15 protein-coding genes are annotated in these 16336 nt (G+C 57.6%); 4 read left to right on the forward strand and 11 right to left on the reverse strand.

What is annotated here, in order from left to right; all coding sequences use genetic code 11:
* Positions 1 to 97 precede the first annotated feature (97 nt).
* Complete coding sequence (gene chrA, locus A3220_RS01700) at positions 98 to 1291, forward strand: chromate efflux transporter (RefSeq protein ID WP_062372799.1); 1194 nt, start codon at positions 98 to 100, stop codon at positions 1289 to 1291.
* A 19-nt stretch (positions 1292 to 1310) separates the two neighbouring features.
* Here the strand turns inward: chrA and A3220_RS01705 are convergent, their stop codons facing one another.
* The 4 genes from A3220_RS01705 to A3220_RS18120 all read right to left on the reverse strand — a co-directional run bounded on the left by A3220_RS01705 (position 1311) and on the right by A3220_RS18120 (position 6881).
* Positions 1311 to 4406 (reverse strand): molybdopterin dinucleotide binding domain-containing protein, encoded by a 3096-nt coding sequence (locus A3220_RS01705; protein WP_062372696.1) that lies wholly within the window; start codon positions 4404 to 4406, stop codon positions 1311 to 1313.
* Positions 4399 to 5592: an NrfD/PsrC family molybdoenzyme membrane anchor subunit gene (gene nrfD / locus A3220_RS01710; protein ID WP_062372698.1), complete on the reverse strand. Its 1194-nt coding sequence runs from the start codon at positions 5590 to 5592 to the stop codon at positions 4399 to 4401. Before nrfD ends, A3220_RS01705 begins: the two co-directional genes overlap by 8 nt.
* A complete protein-coding gene (gene dsrO, locus A3220_RS01715) occupies positions 5576 to 6352 on the reverse strand; it encodes a sulfate reduction electron transfer complex DsrMKJOP subunit DsrO (RefSeq protein ID WP_062372699.1) in 777 nt (258 codons plus the stop codon). The genes nrfD and dsrO overlap by 17 nt, the downstream gene beginning before the upstream one ends.
* Positions 6353 to 6608: 256 nt before the next feature.
* The gene (locus tag A3220_RS18120; protein ID WP_062362957.1) at positions 6609 to 6881 is read right to left on the reverse strand and encodes an XRE family transcriptional regulator; all 273 of its coding nucleotides are present in this window, start codon (positions 6879 to 6881) and stop codon (positions 6609 to 6611) included.
* A 217-nt stretch (positions 6882 to 7098) separates the two neighbouring features.
* Here A3220_RS18120 and purE point away from each other — a divergent pair, with 217 nt between their 5' ends.
* The 3 genes from purE to A3220_RS01735 all read left to right on the forward strand — a co-directional run bounded on the left by purE (position 7099) and on the right by A3220_RS01735 (position 10548).
* Positions 7099 to 7617, forward strand: a complete 519-nt coding sequence (purE, locus tag A3220_RS01725) for a 5-(carboxyamino)imidazole ribonucleotide mutase (protein WP_054645228.1) — start codon at positions 7099 to 7101, stop codon at positions 7615 to 7617.
* Positions 7618 to 7626: 9 nt separating this feature from the next.
* Positions 7627 to 8781 (forward strand): 5-(carboxyamino)imidazole ribonucleotide synthase, encoded by a 1155-nt coding sequence (locus A3220_RS01730; RefSeq protein WP_062372702.1) that lies wholly within the window; start codon positions 7627 to 7629, stop codon positions 8779 to 8781.
* Positions 8782 to 8922: 141 nt separating this feature from the next.
* Positions 8923 to 10548, forward strand: a complete 1626-nt coding sequence (locus A3220_RS01735; protein WP_062372704.1) for a diguanylate cyclase — start codon at positions 8923 to 8925, stop codon at positions 10546 to 10548.
* Here A3220_RS01735 and A3220_RS01740 read toward each other — a convergent pair.
* The 7 genes from A3220_RS01740 to A3220_RS01770 form a co-directional block, all read right to left on the reverse strand.
* A complete protein-coding gene (locus tag A3220_RS01740; RefSeq protein WP_062372706.1) occupies positions 10526 to 11350 on the reverse strand; it encodes a TraX family protein in 825 nt (274 codons plus the stop codon). The two genes, A3220_RS01735 and A3220_RS01740, sit on opposite strands and share 23 nt — an antisense overlap.
* Before the next feature lie 20 nt (positions 11351 to 11370).
* Positions 11371 to 11598 (reverse strand): hypothetical protein, encoded by a 228-nt coding sequence (locus A3220_RS01745; RefSeq protein WP_062372709.1) that lies wholly within the window; start codon positions 11596 to 11598, stop codon positions 11371 to 11373.
* A 173-nt stretch (positions 11599 to 11771) separates the two neighbouring features.
* Entirely contained in the window at positions 11772 to 12542 is a 771-nt protein-coding gene (locus A3220_RS01750) for a transporter substrate-binding domain-containing protein (RefSeq protein WP_062372711.1), read from the reverse strand.
* Between the two features lie 136 nt (positions 12543 to 12678).
* Positions 12679 to 13410, reverse strand: a complete 732-nt coding sequence (locus A3220_RS01755) for an ABC transporter permease (protein ID WP_062372714.1) — start codon at positions 13408 to 13410, stop codon at positions 12679 to 12681.
* A 1-nt stretch (position 13411) separates the two neighbouring features.
* On the reverse strand, positions 13412 to 14113 hold the full coding sequence (locus tag A3220_RS01760) for an ABC transporter permease (RefSeq protein WP_054641064.1): 702 nt from the start codon (positions 14111 to 14113) through the stop codon (positions 13412 to 13414).
* Positions 14114 to 14132: 19 nt separating this feature from the next.
* Complete coding sequence (locus tag A3220_RS01765) at positions 14133 to 14903, reverse strand: ATP-binding cassette domain-containing protein (protein WP_062372717.1); 771 nt, start codon at positions 14901 to 14903, stop codon at positions 14133 to 14135.
* A gap of 243 nt (positions 14904 to 15146) precedes the next feature.
* A complete protein-coding gene (locus A3220_RS01770) occupies positions 15147 to 16133 on the reverse strand; it encodes a succinylglutamate desuccinylase (RefSeq protein WP_062372720.1) in 987 nt (328 codons plus the stop codon).
* Positions 16134 to 16336: the final 203 nt, after the last annotated feature.

A 16336-nucleotide genomic window follows, 5' to 3' on the forward strand; every position in this document is an offset into this window, starting at 1 on the left:
TGAAGAGTCACCGGCACGGTTAGGCTGTCACTAAGTCGTCAAGCGCAAGGCGTACCCTTAATGCCTTGCGCTTTTTAATGAGTAAACGGTGGGCACGATGGCGGTAGAGAATAAGATACGAGGACGAGCCAGCGAGGTTTTTTGGGCATTTTTAACGCTGGGGCTGACCTCCTTTGGCGGGCCGGTGGCGCATCTGGGCTACTTTCGTACGGCGTTTGTTGAACGCCGCCAGTGGCTCAGCGAGCAGGCCTACGCGGATTTGGTCGCGCTATGCCAGTTCTTGCCGGGGCCAGCCAGTAGCCAGGTAGGCTTTGCCTTAGGGTTGATGCGCGCTGGCCCCTGGGGGGCGGCGATGGCGTGGCTGGCGTTTACGCTGCCCTCTGCTATCGTACTGGTGCTGTTTGCATTGGGCGCGGCAGTGCTGGATGGCCCGGTGGCCAGCGGCATCATTCACGGCTTAAAAGTGGTGGCGGTGGCCATTGTGGCCCACGCGGTGTGGGGCATGGCGCGCAACCTCTGCCCGGATAAAACCCGCACGGGAATTGCCCTGGCAGCGGTGTTCGCGGTGGTGCTGGTTAGCGGGCCGTTGGGGCAGGTGGCGGCGATTGTGCTGGGCGGCGTGGCGGGGCTGCTGCTTTGTCGCCAAAGCGCTGCAGCATCGTCTAGCGAATCGCTGCACTTCCCGGTGACACGCCAAGCGGGCACGCTGGCGTTACTAATATTTGCGGGGCTGTTGGTGCTCTTACCGCTGTTGGCGGCGAGTGCGGGTTGGTTGAACGTCGTCGATGCGTTCTACCGTTCAGGCGCGCTGGTGTTTGGCGGTGGCCATGTGGTGCTGCCGCTGCTGGAAGCGGAAGTAGTGCAATCGGGTTGGGTCACGGCGGATGAGTTCTTGGCCGGTTACGGCGCAGCGCAGGCGGTGCCAGGACCGCTGTTTACGTTTGCTGCATATTTAGGGGCGCTGTTGCCGGGAATTCCCAGCGTGATTGGCGCGTTACTGGCGCTGCTGGCGATTTTTGTACCGGGGTTTTTGCTGCTGGTCGGCGTGCTGCCATTTTGGAACCAGTTCCGCCAGTGGAGCAGTGCTCAAGCGCTGATGCGTGGTGCCAATGCGGCGGTGGTGGGGATTTTAGGCGCGGCGCTTTATCAGCCGGTGTGGACCAGCGCCATTCTTGGGCCGTACGAGTTTGTGCTGGCGTTGACGGGCTTTCTGCTGCTCACCGTATGGAAGCTGCCTGCATGGGTAGTCGTGATCGTCGTCGCTTTGGGTGGGGTAGTGATCACGCTGTAGCATCACTACCCCAGCCGGTTTATACGCGGCTTACTTTAACCGGTAACCCTTGGCGCACGCTGGCGCCGCTAATCGGTTCAAGCCAAGTGCCGTCTACCGCCCGCGTAGGGTCTTTAAACCCCAAGTCGTTGATGTTGATGCCTGCCCGCATCCACGGCATATCAGGCTGGGGTTCACCGTCAATGATGTGTGGTGTGGCGCCTAAATCTTTATGACCGTAGCCGTGTTCAATACCCAGTGCGCCGGGCACAACGCTTTCGCTTACCAGGGCTAGCCCCACCACGCTGCCGCCAGGGCTTTCAATGCGAATGGTGTCGCCGTGCTGAATGCCAAAGCGTTCGGCATCTTGGCGGTGCATTTGCACGGGGTTGTAGGGCTTGATCATCCGCAGCCGTTCGTTACCGATGGCGTAGGAGTTCATCAGATTGGATTTGAACGAGAATGCCAGTAACGGCCACTCTTGCTCTGAGAAGATCTCCCGCATGGGCTGCTTATTCGCCATTTGAGGCAGCGAGTGACACGGTACGCCCCGGTTTGGCAGCCCATTGGTGGTATCAATGCTGGTGCCAACCGCTTCGTTATAGACACACAGGGTTTCTTTCCACTGGCGTTTTAAATGTTGGCCTACGAAGTGTTCGCTGGCATCTTCAAAACGTCCACCCCGGGCGTACAGATAGGCCACACGGCTGCGCTCGTCGGCTTTCAGCGTACGTTCAAGCTTAGGCAGCAGCGGTGCAATGCCACTATGGGCAACGTCAGTTTCGTTCGCTTCTGGTAGCGGCGTCTCTTGGAAGGCAATATTGGCCGCTGCCCGCAAGTAGTAATCTTCAGCGCGGTTGAGGGGGTGCAGATTGCCATCAGTATCGGGGATGGCGTTATCACCGAAGCCCGGCAGCCCCAGCCGTTTAGCTACGGCAATAAAGAAGCTATCCATAGACACCGGCTCGCCTTCGGCGGTTTTTTGTTGGCGCGGTTCAACCACCGGCCAGCACGCGGTGGTCAGCTTGCCTAGCGTGCCTTTCCAGGAGCCTGTAAAGCCCCATACTTCGTACATCACTGAATCCGGTACGATGTAATCGGCGTAACGATTGGTCTCGTTGATAAAGCCATCAACCGCGACAAATAACCCTAGTCGGCTGGGATCTTTTAACTTATCGACAACGACGCCTTTCAGGCCCGCTTGGCCATAAATCGGGTTGGCCATGCAGCCAATCAGGGCTTTGATGGGGTAAGGGTAACCATCCAGCGCAGAAGGTAAATGCTCGGTGAGGGTGGGTGGCGCGAGTGAGCGCCAAGGAGCCTTCGCAGGGTAAGGGTTCTCACCAGCCGCTACCTTACGCTGGTACTCCGATGATTTTTCATAGGGGAAACGTGAGCGCGAGAGAAACACGCCCTGTGGGCCACGCTTGCCGGGGAAATTAGCTAAGTCGTAGCGTGGGCCTTCGCCGGTGCCTTTATAGGTGCCACCGCCCACCGCGCTGCCGCCTTTCATGTTGTAGTTGGCTGCCAATAGGTTGAGCATTTGAACGCCAAAGGCAGCGTAGAAGCCGTTGCCTGACATCATACCGCCGTGGCAATTAACGGCTGCCTTGCGGCCGTGGCTGGCGTACTTTTTGGCTAAATCGATAATCGTTGCTTTGGGAATACCACAGTGTTCCGCGTAGGTGTCCATGTCGTATTCATGGGCCGATTCACGCAGCAGCGTTAGGCTGGTTTTAACGGTGACGGTGCTGCCATCGGCAAGCTCCACTGCGCGCTCGGCAAATAGCTCGGCGGCCATGACATCTTCGCTGAGCGCGAATTCGCCGTCTGACACGACGACGGGCATATCCGCATCGCTACCGGCCTCAGCAAGCCCCAAATCGCTGGCGCGCAAAAAGTAGCCACGGCGCGGATGTTCAAACGTATCAATGACCAAGTGCGTCGCGTTGGAGTGGGTGGTCTCGCCTGCAGCATTGGCAGCGGTCTGGCCCGGCAGGGCGAGGAAGTCGCTCGCGTAACCCTCGTTATCCAGTAGCCACTGAATCATCGCCATGGCAAAGGCGCTGTCGGTGCCGGGGCGAATGGGCACCCAGCGGTTATTATCCGCCGCGTGGGAAGTGGCGGCATTTAGCGCGGGGTCGACTACCACGTACTCAAGGGTTCCTGCAGCGCGTGCCTGAGCAAGCAAGCGGCCCTGACGCTTAAACGGGTTGCCTGCTTGGCTAGGCGCGCAGCCGATATACATGATGAACTGTGCGTTCTGAATATCGGGTTTTACATGGGCATTGGTGACAATATTGTTCATCACGGCCCCCGACCCCATGCGGAACGCCAAGCCGCAATAAGCACCGTGGTGGCCGTAGTTGCGGGTAGCAAAGGCGTTGAGCGTGAAGCGCTTGAGTAAATCTGAGCGCCCGTAGTCGGTGGCTTCCATGACCATCAGCTGATTCGCCTTGGGGCCGTACTCTGGATTGGCAGGGTCGATAGGCGTGTCATGGTCGTGAATGGCGCGCAGCCCATCCACATGGCCTTCACCAAACAGATCGCCCCCCTCACAAATCTCTTCAATCAGCTGTTCAAACGAGATTTTTTGCCACTCCCGATTACCGCGCTCGCCAACGCGCTTCAAGCAGTGGTCGATACGGAACGGGTTAGTGATCTGGCTCATCATGGCATTTCCGCGGGCGCAGGCGGTAGAGCGGTTAACCTGCCCCTGTTCGCTGTAGGCGCTGACGCTGCGAAGCGCATCGGCCACTGGGGTGCGCATCGGTAAATGGTCATCTGCAGAGAGCGGATGGTAAGGATTGCCAGATACCCGCAGCACTTCGCCTTGGGTGTCATCAATGCGTACCCGTACGCCGCACTGGGTGGTGCAGCCGTAGCAAATGGTAAAGGCGGTGCGTTGATCGGGAGTGAGGGTTAGCTCGCCAGTGGCTAAGTCAACGCGGTACTCCGGCGTAAGCGAGTTGCCGTGAATGTTGTGCTTGGGTTTTTCCCCCGCGCTGCCACTGAGTCCTTTGGCCATCTTGGCAAGCGGGTCAGCGTAGCCTACTGCAAAGGTGGCGGCACCGCCTGCGGCAGCGGCGCCTTTGAGAAACCGGCGGCGTGAGGGGTCTTGAGCAGACTTAGCCATGGTTAGGCGCTCCTTGTTCGGCGTTAAGCGAGTCACTAGGTGTATTGGTATCGAAAGAGGGCGGCGGTTTAACGCCACCTTGCTGGGCTTGCCGCCATGGGATAAATAGCTCAATCAGTAAGATAGCGGCGAACCAAAGCCCAAACGTACCGAGAATACCTAACAGTCCGGAAGAGCCAGCGGGGATGCCATAGTGGTGAAAGCCTGCGCTGTTACGGGCGACGTGCTGAACGTCCATCAGCACCACCCAACGGAACATCCAGCCCATATGAATGGCTACCAAACCAAGTAGCCAAGCCCAGGCAAACAGTGCGGGTTGGCGTTGGGTAAAGCGTGAGAGTAACCACGCCACCGCTATAAAGAGCGTTATGCCAGTAATACCGCCCCACAGCGCGGTGCTACGCCAGGAGGGACTGTGACGAACAGACTCCAGCGCTGCTGCGACCGAGCCAATGTTGGCGTTAATACCATCCAGGTACCAGCTAGCCGCGATTAAACCCGCCACGGCACAGAAGGCGAGTAGGACATACAGCGTTTGCCGAACGGTGGCGTGCGAACACAGCCCGCTTACCTGGTTGAGTACCAACACCAGCCCTGCTGCCGCGATGAAGCCTGTCGCGACCAGCATGGGCGGAAGCCATACGGTGTTCCATAGCGGGCGTGCTTTCACAATGGCAAGCTCCGCGCCGGTATAAAGCATAATGCCGCTGGAAAGCAGTAGTGCGGCTACCCCCACGATGGCCACCAGTGCCCTTGGAGTAGCGCTATCGCCCAGACTTAGCCATTTAGCCATCCATCCGCTCAGCCCTGGCGCATTGCGCTGGGCTTGGAGCGCCGGGCGCCAAGCCAGCCAGGCAAGGCCCAGTACGCTGACGAGATAGAGCGGCAGAACCACGCTGCCGATGGACATCCACGAGTGGGTGTTGGCGTAAGCATAAAAGTGCCAAAAGCGCAGCGGTTGGTGTAGATCTGCAAGTAGTGCAACAGGTGCGACCAGCGTGGTGCTGACGCAAGCGATGAGTGCAAGACGTGCGGTGGGCAGCCACGCTTTTTTGCCGAAGATTAACGCGGGGGCTGCAAGCCAGAGACTCGCGTAGGAGACGGCGATCATGAAAAAGTACTGTACTGCCCAGGGGTACCAGGCAATGTCATAACGCGGGGCGAGCAGTTCAATGGTGGAATTCATAGCCCATCTCCTGGCCGTGGGGGTCAAACACTTCAAGCGCCACGGGTCCCGCCACGGGGCGTGTAGTGAAGCGTTCATCCATCCCGAGGTAGAACACTTGGGGAAGCGTGTTTTTTTCTGGCTGAAGTACCATCAGTGCATCACGGTGCTCTTGAATCATGCGGCTGATTTGGCTGTCAGGATTGCGCATATCACCAATAATCCGCGCACCTCCAACACAGCTTTCAACACACGCGGGCAGTAGCCCTGCCTCTAAACGGTGCGCGCAGAACGTGCATTTGTCGGCGGTTTGGGTACGCTCGTTAATAAAGCGGGCGTCGTAAGGGCAGGCGTTAACGCAATAAGCGCAGCCCACGCAGCGGTCGCTGTCCACCACCACGATGCCATCCTGCTGTTGGTAGGTAGCTTCAACGGGACAAACGGGTACGCAGGGCGGGTTTTCGCAGTGATTGCACAGCCTGGGCAGCATAAACGTGGCCAGCTCACCGCTCTCCTGATGCTGCACTTCGTACTGGGAGACCGTGGTTCGAAACTGGCCAAGCGGGGCGGCGTTCTCAATATGGCACGACACTGTGCAAGCCTGGCAGCCGATGCATTGGCGAAGATCAATCAGCATGCCGTAGCGCTTTGCGGGATCACCTTCCCGTCGAGCAGGCTGTTGATTAATGCCTGCTTGGGCAAGGCTAGAAAAGGGTATCAGTGCAGCGCCTGCACTTAATCGGGCCAGCTGGCCGAGTAGCGAGCGGCGTATGGCGTCCATAGCGCCTCCTTAACTGATGAACAGGTCATTCGCAGGGGCGAATGGTCGGGGTACGCTAAGACTACTCCTTACGTTGAAGGGGAAAGTTGATTCTCGTCAATGAGTTAGCGCACTTTACTTAATGCTCACTTAATCTTAAAACGCTAACTGATTGTTTTCATGAAAGACGTCCTATTAAGCGTGACAAACAAAAACAGGCTGACCCAATGGGCCAGCCTGTATCGAAAGGGGGTAGATTCTGATGTAGTAGCTGTTGCTATGGCGCCTCCAGCTCTAACGTGCGGCGCAGGACATTAAGCTCGTTGATGTCCAGGTGCTCTAGCCTTCCGGCGAGCAGGTCGCTGATCTTTTGAACGGGTAAGCCAGCCTGGCGGGCTATTTCGCGGCTTCCCAGATCTGATACGGCGATCAGGCGGGTAATAATACGCATGAGGCGCGTACGTTTTTCTAGTTCCCTGACATCGAGGTCAGGGCTGCTTCGCGGAGGATCTAATGATTCTGCGTGAGCAGTTGAGTATGCCGTACTCATGTGACTCCATCAGTCGGAAATGACAAACACACAATGCCGCCAACTCACGCGGTTTTCAATGCCTAATTTGATGAAAATTTCACGCAGCGAGTAACACCCGCAAATGCCCGTGGCTCTGGTAAACTATGCGCCTTCCTATTTCTGAGTGAGCTGCGCACTGTGCGCGGCTTATGGACTGCTTTCTAGCTTAAATAGGCCGTTGGCCGAGGAGTTTTGCATGTCGAACAGCGCACCCAAGGTGGGCGTGATCATGGGGTCGAAGTCTGATTGGCCGGTCATGGAGCACGCGGTGGCGATGTTAGAGCGGTTGGGCGTTCCCTACGAAACCCGTGTGGTATCGGCGCATCGCACACCCGACCTGCTGTTCGAATATGCAAAAAGTGCCGCTGAGCGTGGCCTGCAGGTGATTGTGGCAGGCGCAGGCGGTGCCGCTCATTTGCCGGGTATGGTCGCATCACAAACGGCACTGCCGGTGCTGGGTGTGCCGGTGGAGTCTAAAGCGCTGAAGGGCTTGGATTCACTGCTTTCCATCGCCCAAATGCCGGGTGGTATTGCGGTAGGCACCCTGGCTATTGGCAAAGCCGGTGCCACCAACGCAGGCCTGCTGGCCGCACAAATTGTGGGTCTTCAGGACAGCGCCGTGCGCGAAGCTGTTGAGGCGTTCCGCGCCGAGCAGACCCAGTTGGTGCTGGATAACCCCGACCCGCGCCCTGACGTAGACTCCTCGGCCCAATAGGTAGCCATCATGAGCGCACAGAGTGCAAAACATATGATTGCAAAAAACATTGGTGTCCTCGGTGCAGGCCAACTCGGGCGTATGCTGGCGCTGGCAGGTTATCCGCTGGGCAACACCTTCACCTTTTTAGATACCACCGGTAACCCCAGCGCGGGTATCGGCGAGGTGATTGTCGACCCGGAGAACCAGCATCTGGCGGCGTTTCTGGATAAGGTCGATGTAGTGACCTATGAATTCGAGCACCTCCCCGTTGAGTTGGTAAAGCAGATTGAGCAGCACAAGCCGGTTTATCCCGGCAGTCGCGCTATTGCGGTGTGCCAAAACCGTGTAGAAGAGAAAACGCTGTTTGATCGCTTGGGTATTCCCACGCCGGCCTATCGCGTGGTGGAAAGTGCTGAGCAGCTCGCTGCCGCCGCCGCTGAGCTTGGTTGCCCGGTAGTGGCCAAATCAGTCACGGAAGGCTACGACGGCAAAGGGCAGGCGGTGCTGAAAGCACCGGAACAGGCTCAAGAGGCGTGGGACTCGATTGGCCATACGCAGCTCATCGTCGAGGCGTTTGTCGATTTTGTGCGCGAAGTATCGATGATTGCGGTGCGCGGCCGCGATGGGGATGTGGTGTTCTACCCCATGGCAGAGAACCAGCACGTGGGCGGCATCCTACGCTACTCCGTGGCCCCACTGCCGGATTTAGACCCCAGCGTTCAACAAACCGCCGACAGCTACATTCGTGCGCTGCTGGATGAGCTGGATTACGTGGGCGTGCTGGCGCTGGAGCTGTTCCAAACCCGCGACGGCAGCCTGCTGGCCAACGAAATGGCCCCCCGGGTGCATAACTCCGGCCACTGGACGATGGATGGCGCGGCTACCAGCCAGTTCGAGAACCATCTGCGGGCAGTTCAAGGCTTGCCGTTAGGCGCAACCAACGCCATTGCGCCCACCTGCATGGTGAATGTGATTGGCCTGGAAGGTGATAACGCCGCGCTGCTGGCCATTGCCGACACCCACCTGCATCGCTATGACAAAGCCGAGCGCCCAGGGCGTAAGCTGGCTCACGTTAACGTCGTGGCGTCGAGTCACGCCGAGCTGCTTGAAAAAGTGCGTGCTTGTCAGGCGTTGATACCCGATGCGCCCCCCGTTGAGTGGAGTTTTGAATCTACGTTATGAACAACGAAGCCGCCTGAAAAGGCGGCTTTTTAATTTCTGATGGTGACTACTTTTGTGACTTAAACGTGCTAAAACAGATGTATTAAACAAAGCCTAACCAATAAGATTGGCGTTAAGCCGACTGAAGAACAGGGAGTTTGTATGTCGCCCCCCACACCCCTCGCCGCCACGGCGATGGCCTCCGGGCTGCGCAGTGGTTATCAGCGTGACTATCACATCACCATGCAGCGTTTGCGTGGCGAAAAAGTGCGCCTGCTTTACGACAACCTTTGGCAGCCAGTGCTGAGCAGCGTGCTGGCGGGTGGGCTGCTGGTAGCGGCCATGTGGCCGGTGGTGGATGCCGCGCTACTGCTGGGGTGGTTTACGGTGCTGGTGGCGATTTCAGGATTGAGATTACTGCTAGCCCAGCGGTTTAAGCGCCTGCCTGCGCTACAGCAGCAGCGCCAGCGCTGGCTGCGTTGGTTTGCCATCGGTGCCATTGCATCAGGGTGCGTGTGGGGGACTTCGGGTGTGCTGCTGTTTAGCCACGACCACCCCGGCCAAATTGCCGCGCTCTCGATTGTGCTGGCCGGTATTGCTGCGGGGGGCGTGACCACGCTCTCTTCGGTGTGGTGGATTGCCATTGGCTTTGTATTGCCCATTCTACTGCCCCTGAAGTTTCAATTTCTGCTACAGGGCTCGTCCCTCTCCATTTTGATTGGTCTGATGTTGGTGCTGTTTTTAGGCTTAATTATGGCGACCAGCCGCCGCTTTAGCCGCACCATTCACGACAATATCGCCCTGCGGGTGAGCATGGCCGCCCGGGAGGCGCAGCTGCGCGAAAGCGAAAACCGCTATCGCTCTATTTTTCAGCACTCGCCGTTAGGCGTGCTGCACTTCGATGAGCAGGGGCAGATTACCGACTGTAACAGCAAACTGCTGGCTATCCTGAGCGTGGAGCGCTCAAAGTTACTCGGCTACCGCATGCTGGACCGCTCTGCCGACCGAAAGGTGGCTCAGGCGGTTAGGGATGCGCTGGAAAAAGGCACGGGCTATTACGAAGGCACTTACCAACTGCCCAACGCCAGTGTGGGCACGCCTTTGCGAGCGTTCTTCAACGGGGTACATAGCGCCAGCAACCAGATGGTGGGCGGTGTGGCGATTATTGAGGATTTCACCGAACGAAAGCGCAACGAGGCGATTATCTACCGCCAGGCTTACTACGATGCGCTAACTGATTTGCCCAACCGCCGGCTGTTTATCGAGCGTTTAGAGGCGCTGTGTAATGGGCAGAACAGCGACCAGCGCGGTGGTTTGGTGATGTTTATGGATATGGACCGCTTCAAGCTGATTAACGACACCCTAGGCCATGCCGCAGGGGATGACTTGTTGGTGCAGGTCGCGCGCCGCTTGGAGTCGTGTTTGCAGGCGGATGATATGGCCGCCCGTTTAAGCGGCGATGAGTTTGTGCTGCTGGCGCTATTTGATACCACCGACCCTGAGGCGCTCAACGCCGTGGCGGCGCGTTACATGGATGCGGTGCAGAGCGCGTTGTCCGGCAAGTACCGTTTAGAGAGCCGCTGGGTAGAGGTGACACCTAGCATGGGCTACACCTGTTTTGATGCCACGGCCTGCGACCATGCCGATGTGCTTAAACAGGCAGATACGGCGATGTATCAGGCAAAGACCGAAGGACGGGCGCGGCTGCGCCGCTACCAGCCCTGGATGCGTGAAGAAGTGAACAAGCGTGTGGCGGAACAGGCGCCTAACCTGCCAATTGACCGCTAAGCAGTAGCCACAGGGCAATCAAGGCAAAGTGCCCTGGGTACCAGGCAAGCCAAAGGCGGCGCGGCATTTCCAGCGCCACCGGCGGCACTCGCTGGGCAGCACCGGCAGCCAGCATCAGCACGATCACGCAGGTGGCGACGGTGAACGATTTAGCCATGTCGGAGGCGTTCATTTGCCCGGCAATCCAGAGCACAGGAAATGCCGCTAGCCCCGCCCAAAGGCGCGATTTCAACGCATTTCGGGTTTCGCTGAGCGCCTGCATGGCAAACATAAACAGCGGAATCAGCAGCAGGCCGTTGTGACCATACTCCACCCAGAACCCGAGCAAATACCACGCGGTAACGCCCACCGCGGCTCCCAGCATCAGCCAGCCCAAACCTAAGGTTTGTTGCTGGTAGTGCTGCCAGCCCTGGCGTACCAAAGCACCCAGTGCCAAGCCGCTGGCCAAGGTGAAGCAGACGTTCAAGATAAACGCATCGGAGGCGCGGGGCATCAGCATATAGGGCAGCTGTGCGACGAGTCCGATAATCAAAATCCGCCGAGAATAGCGCAGCGGATTACGCGTATTAAATAAGCCGTGCCACGCCACCATGGCGGCAAACAGCGGAAACGCAATGCGCCCAATCGAAGAGCCTGCCCAACCTAAATCCCAATCCCCCGGCAGCACGTAGCGGGTCAGGTGGTCCACGGTCATGGTAAACAGCGCCAGCCACTGTCCCCAGGCGGTCCAGTGGGATGAGGGCCGTAGCGCGGCCGCCGCATCTGCGGCTGGGGCCGAGTGAGCCGCCGTCGATTCAGCCATGCTACCTCCTTGTACGTGGTTCAGTGATAGTAAAGACCCGGTTTGGCGGAGCAAGTTCGCTGGAGTGACGGGGCCTGGCAGGCGCTGAAAATCGGTTTACCCAGCGCCCAAACGTGGTCAATGGCCCAGCGGCCTTCGCTGAGCACAATAAAATCCGCATCCACGCCGATGAACTCAGGAATGTAGAGAATATCGCTGGCTACCGAACCGGTCAGCGTAACGAGGGGAAGTTGGCACGGGCGTGCCAAAAGGCGGGGTGGGCTATTCGTAGAATCATTCGCTCAGGTAGAAACGGGCGATATTGCCACGGGTACCTGGGCGAAGCGCGTGCAGCGCGGGGGATAAGAGGAGACGTGAGGGCATGATGGCGTCTCGCTTGCGTGCCTCCCCAAGCGGGGAGGCAATCTTAGGCAGCTAGCGCTTACTCTTCGCCGAAGTAACGGGCGTAGATTTCATCGTAAGTGCCGTCTTCCTGAAGCTCAGCCAGAGCTTCGTTGAACTGTTCGGCCAGCGCTTCATCACGCTGACGGAAGGCGATACCGAAACCCTCACCGAAGTACTCTTTAGGCTCGCTAATGCGTTCACCCACCACGACGTACTCAGCTTCTTCGCTCTCTAGCAGCGTGGACTGGCCGATCGGGAAGTCGAGGAAGACGATATCTAGACGCTGTGCTTCCATGTCCAGCACCATGTCGTCGGCGGTGGAATAGCGGCTGATGTCGGCAACGCTGCTGAAGTTATCGGTGACGTAGTTATCCTGCAGGGTGCCGCGCTGAACGCCAATGGTTTTACCCGCAAGGGTCTCTTCGTTGGCTTCGCTGATATCCAGGCTGCTGGGGGCAAACCAGGCAGACGGCATGGTGATGTAGGGGTCAGAGAACAGCACCTGCTGACGGCGTTCGTCGTTGATGGTCATGGAAGACATGATTGCATCGTAGTTGCGTGACATCAGGCCTGGAATAATGCCGTCCCACTCCTGCTCGACCCACTCACAGGTAACACCGATACGCTCGCATAGGGCGTTGCCCAGGTCGATGTCGAAGCCGGTCAGTTCACCTTCAGCGGTGCGGTATTCCATGGGCTCGTAGGGAACGTCGACGCCGATACGCACGTTGTCGTAATCGCGCGCGTGAGCAGAAGATGCTGCAGCGACGGCCAAGCCCAGCAGAGAAACAGTCAGTAGTTTTTTCATTTTTAGACTCCAAAAGAAGCAGGTTCACCCAAGGTGATCCCCCTTAACGTACCCCAGGTTGAGGTCGGCGAGAAAAGGGGGAGTCTGCATTTGAACCAACGTTTGTTTTACGCTGGACGTGTTGGATTTATTGTAGCTAGGAATTTTGTGGCCGCAGGTGGGCCAGTAATTTTTTCTCTAGGAAGCGGAAAAAATACAAAATCGCAAAGGTTAAACAGAGATAGATGGCCGCGACAAACAGGAAGGCATCAAACGGCGCATAAAAGCGGGCATACACAAAGCGTGCCGCGCCGGTGAGATCCATTAGCGTCACCACGCTAGCAATCGCGCTGGCGTGCAGCATGAAGATGACTTCATTGCCGTAAGCGGGCAGCGCACGACGAAAGGCGCTGGGCAGAATAATCCGCCGCATCATTAGGCTTTGCGACATGCCGTAGGCTCGCGCTGCTTCGATCTCGCCTTTAGACGTGGCTTTTATCGCCCCACGGAAGATCTCGGTGGTGTAGGCCGCCGTATTGAGCGTAAAGGCGATAAGCGCCGGGTAGAAGGCTTCTTTTAGCACTGGCCACAGGAAGGTTTCCTGGATACCGTCGATGAACACAACGCCGTAGTAGATGATGTAGAGCTGGATCAGTAGCGGCGTGCCGCGAAATACGTAGGTATAGAGGTAGACCGGCAGGCTGATCCACTTATGCTTAGAGCTGCGCATAATGGCCATCGGAACCGCAAGAATTAACCCGGCCACCAGCGATAGAAACACCAGCTGTGTGGTGGTCACCAAGCCTTCCCAGTAGTATCCCAGGGTGGTGGGCGTAAAGATCAGGTTGTCTGCCAGCAGATCGTTAAACCATGCAGAGATATCTAGCATGTCACTGCCCCCCAAAGCCGATGTCGTAACGTTTTTGTAGCCGTGCAAAAATCCACTCGGAGACGCTGGCAATGAGCAGGTAGGCCGCCGCCACTGGAATGAGGAAGACAAACGGCTCGTGGGTGGCCCGAGAGGCTTCTGCCGCCACCCGCACCATGTCCGTCAGGCCGATCACCGACACCAGAGCGGTGGTCTTGAGCAGTACCATCCAGTTGTTGGAGAGGCCGGGCAGCGCATGACGCATCATCTGGGGAAAGCGAATGCGCCGAAAGACCAGCGCGTTGCTCATGCCGTAGGCTTTGCCTGCTTCAATCTGGCCGTTATCCACCGCCATAAAGGCCCCGCGAAAGGTTTCGCCCATGTAGGCACCGAAGATAAAGCCGATGGTCAGTACGCCTGCGGCAAAGGCATTGAAATTGATGTAAATGTCGATGTCGTAGTTGTAATACAGCATGTCGCTGATGGCATTGACGCCGATCTGGCCGCCGAAGAACAGCAGCATCATCAGCACTAGGTCCGGCACACCGCGAATCACCGTGGTGTAAACGGTGGCGGTGCGACGTAACAGCCAGTTACGCGACATCTTGGCGCTGGCCGTCAGCAGCCCTAGGAGGATGGCCAAGATCAGCGATAGAACGGCCAGTTGAACGGTAACGCCCGCCCCTTCGATCAGGCGGGGGCCGTAACCTTGCAAATCGAGCATGGTGTGGGTGCCTCGCGGATCAGTATTTAGGAGCCAGGAACTGCTTCAGGCGCGGTGACTGTGGGTTACCGAGTACATCGTCGGGAGCCCCTTGTTCCTCTACCAAACCTTGGTGCAGGTAAATTACCTTGCTGGAAACGTCGCGGGCAAAGCTCATTTCGTGGGTGACCACGACCATGGTGCGTCCTTCATTGGCCAGATCGCGCATCACTTTCAGCACGTCGCCCACTAGCTCCGGGTCGAGCGCTGAGGTCGGCTCGTCAAACAGCATCACTTCAGGGTCCATGGCCAGCGCCCGGGCAATGGCGCCGCGCTGCTGCTGGCCGCCGGACATTTGTGCCGGGTAGGCGTTGGCGCGAGCGCTAAGCCCTACGCGGTCCAGCAGTGCGTGGGCGTGCTCAATGGCCTCTTTTTTCGGCTTACCGAGCACGTGGATCGGCGCTTCGATGATGTTCTCCAGCAGCGTCATGTGCGCCCACAGGTTAAAGCTCTGGAACACCATGGAGAGCTTGGCGCGCATTTGAACCACCTGTTTCCAGTCGGCGGGTTCGCGGCCGTGCTTGGTGGTTTTAAAACGGATTTGCTCGCCGTGAACGTACAGTTCGCCGTCGTCCGGCTGTTCCAGCAGGTTCATGCAGCGCAAGAAGGTGCTTTTGCCTGACCCTGAGGCACCAATGAGGGTGATGACGTCACCTTTTTGGGCTTCCAGAGAGAGGCCTTTGAGGACTTCTGTATCGCCAAAGCGCTTTTTAATATTGCGCACTTCAAGGGGAGTAGGCGTAGCGGCCATAACTTAGGCTCCAGTACAGGGTTGCCGCAGCAGCAACAAATGAATTCGTCGTGCGTGTGTGCGGCTGGCGCGAAAAAAGGGGCGATTCTATCAGGACTGCGCCAAATGCGCGTACTTTATCAGGACGACATTGGTCTTGGTACGTAGCGATGTGTCCTGACGGCCCCTTCATGTTGTTGTTATAAAAAAAGACGTCGTTATGAAAAGTACGTTTTCATCGTCAGACAGTAGCGCAAGTGTCCGTCAGGTAATGGCATGACTGGGTACCACCAGCAGTGCCGCACGAGCGCCTATGTCGACGTGGGCATTGGGGAACACCACATGTAATGGTGTCTTCTCCACGATGAAATCACCCGCTACCCCATCTTTGGCGAGGCAGGTGCCGGGCTCGAAACGGCTGAAATTGGGCACGTCATCGTCGAAGCAGAGCGTAAAGTCCTCCGCTTGGCGCATCAGCTCGTGCTGTACTTTAAAAAAGGCCATGGTTTCGGCGGTTTTTTTCGGCGGCTCGTAACCTGCGCTGAGCGAGCTGAGTAACGTTAGCATCGGTGCCAGCGCCGCCATGTCGTTCTCGCCAAACGGCGCGACGCGGCCAAGCTCGAAGGTAAACGCCTGTGCGTGGTGATAGTGTTTGCTGTAGTGGGAGAAGGTCCAACTATGCTGATGTTGATGCAGCACCGCCTGCATATCGGCAGCGGCCAACCACTGCCACTGCTCAGCGTCTGTGGCAGTTTCTGCATAGGGCTCTACCACAAAGCGGGTATATAAGCTGCTACGGATCGCGGTATGCAGGTCGTAATGTAGCTTAGGCAGCGCATGATGACGATTGAAAAACGTATCTACCGCTTCCATTAGCTCTCGAGCTCGGTCTGGTTCGCTGCCCTTTGCGTCCAGCTCGCGCTTGAATAGCCGGTTAAGATTGGTGGTGATAAAGCGCTTCTGTTCTTTTAAGGCGGGAATGTTGCCTAAAATGACTAATATCGGCGCACCTAATTGCAGGGAGCTGGCTTCTAGAGCGCTGAGCCAGTCGCCAAGGAGTTCCACAGGAGCGGTTTCGTTGCCGTGGATAGCGGCAGAGAAAACGCAAGCATGGGCGCCAGGGCGAAGAATGTTGGGCGTTAGTTCCAGAACACCTGGCCCATGAAGATGGTAAGTGCCGCTTGGGAAGCGGCCGATGCGCGGGGAAGGGCGTTCGCCGTCAAGCGTCCAGTCGAGCCATTGGCCTAGCATGAAAGTGTCCTTAAGCATGGGCATTCGCTTTTTGTTGCCCTACCTTTACCACGCTGGCCGTTGACCACAAGTGGGGGCGTCGTTCGCGTGAAAATGGTCGGTGGGAAGATGAAAGTTGTTGGCACAAAAAAACGCTTATGGCAGATCGCTACAAGCGTTTTCAGGCCCAGCGCTTTTAGTGCCGAAGTGGCACAAGTGCAAGG

Origin of the sequence: Halomonas sp. KX33721 (genome assembly GCF_001596805.1) — a bacterium.
GTDB classification, from domain to species: domain Bacteria; phylum Pseudomonadota; class Gammaproteobacteria; order Pseudomonadales; family Halomonadaceae; genus Vreelandella; species Vreelandella aquamarina.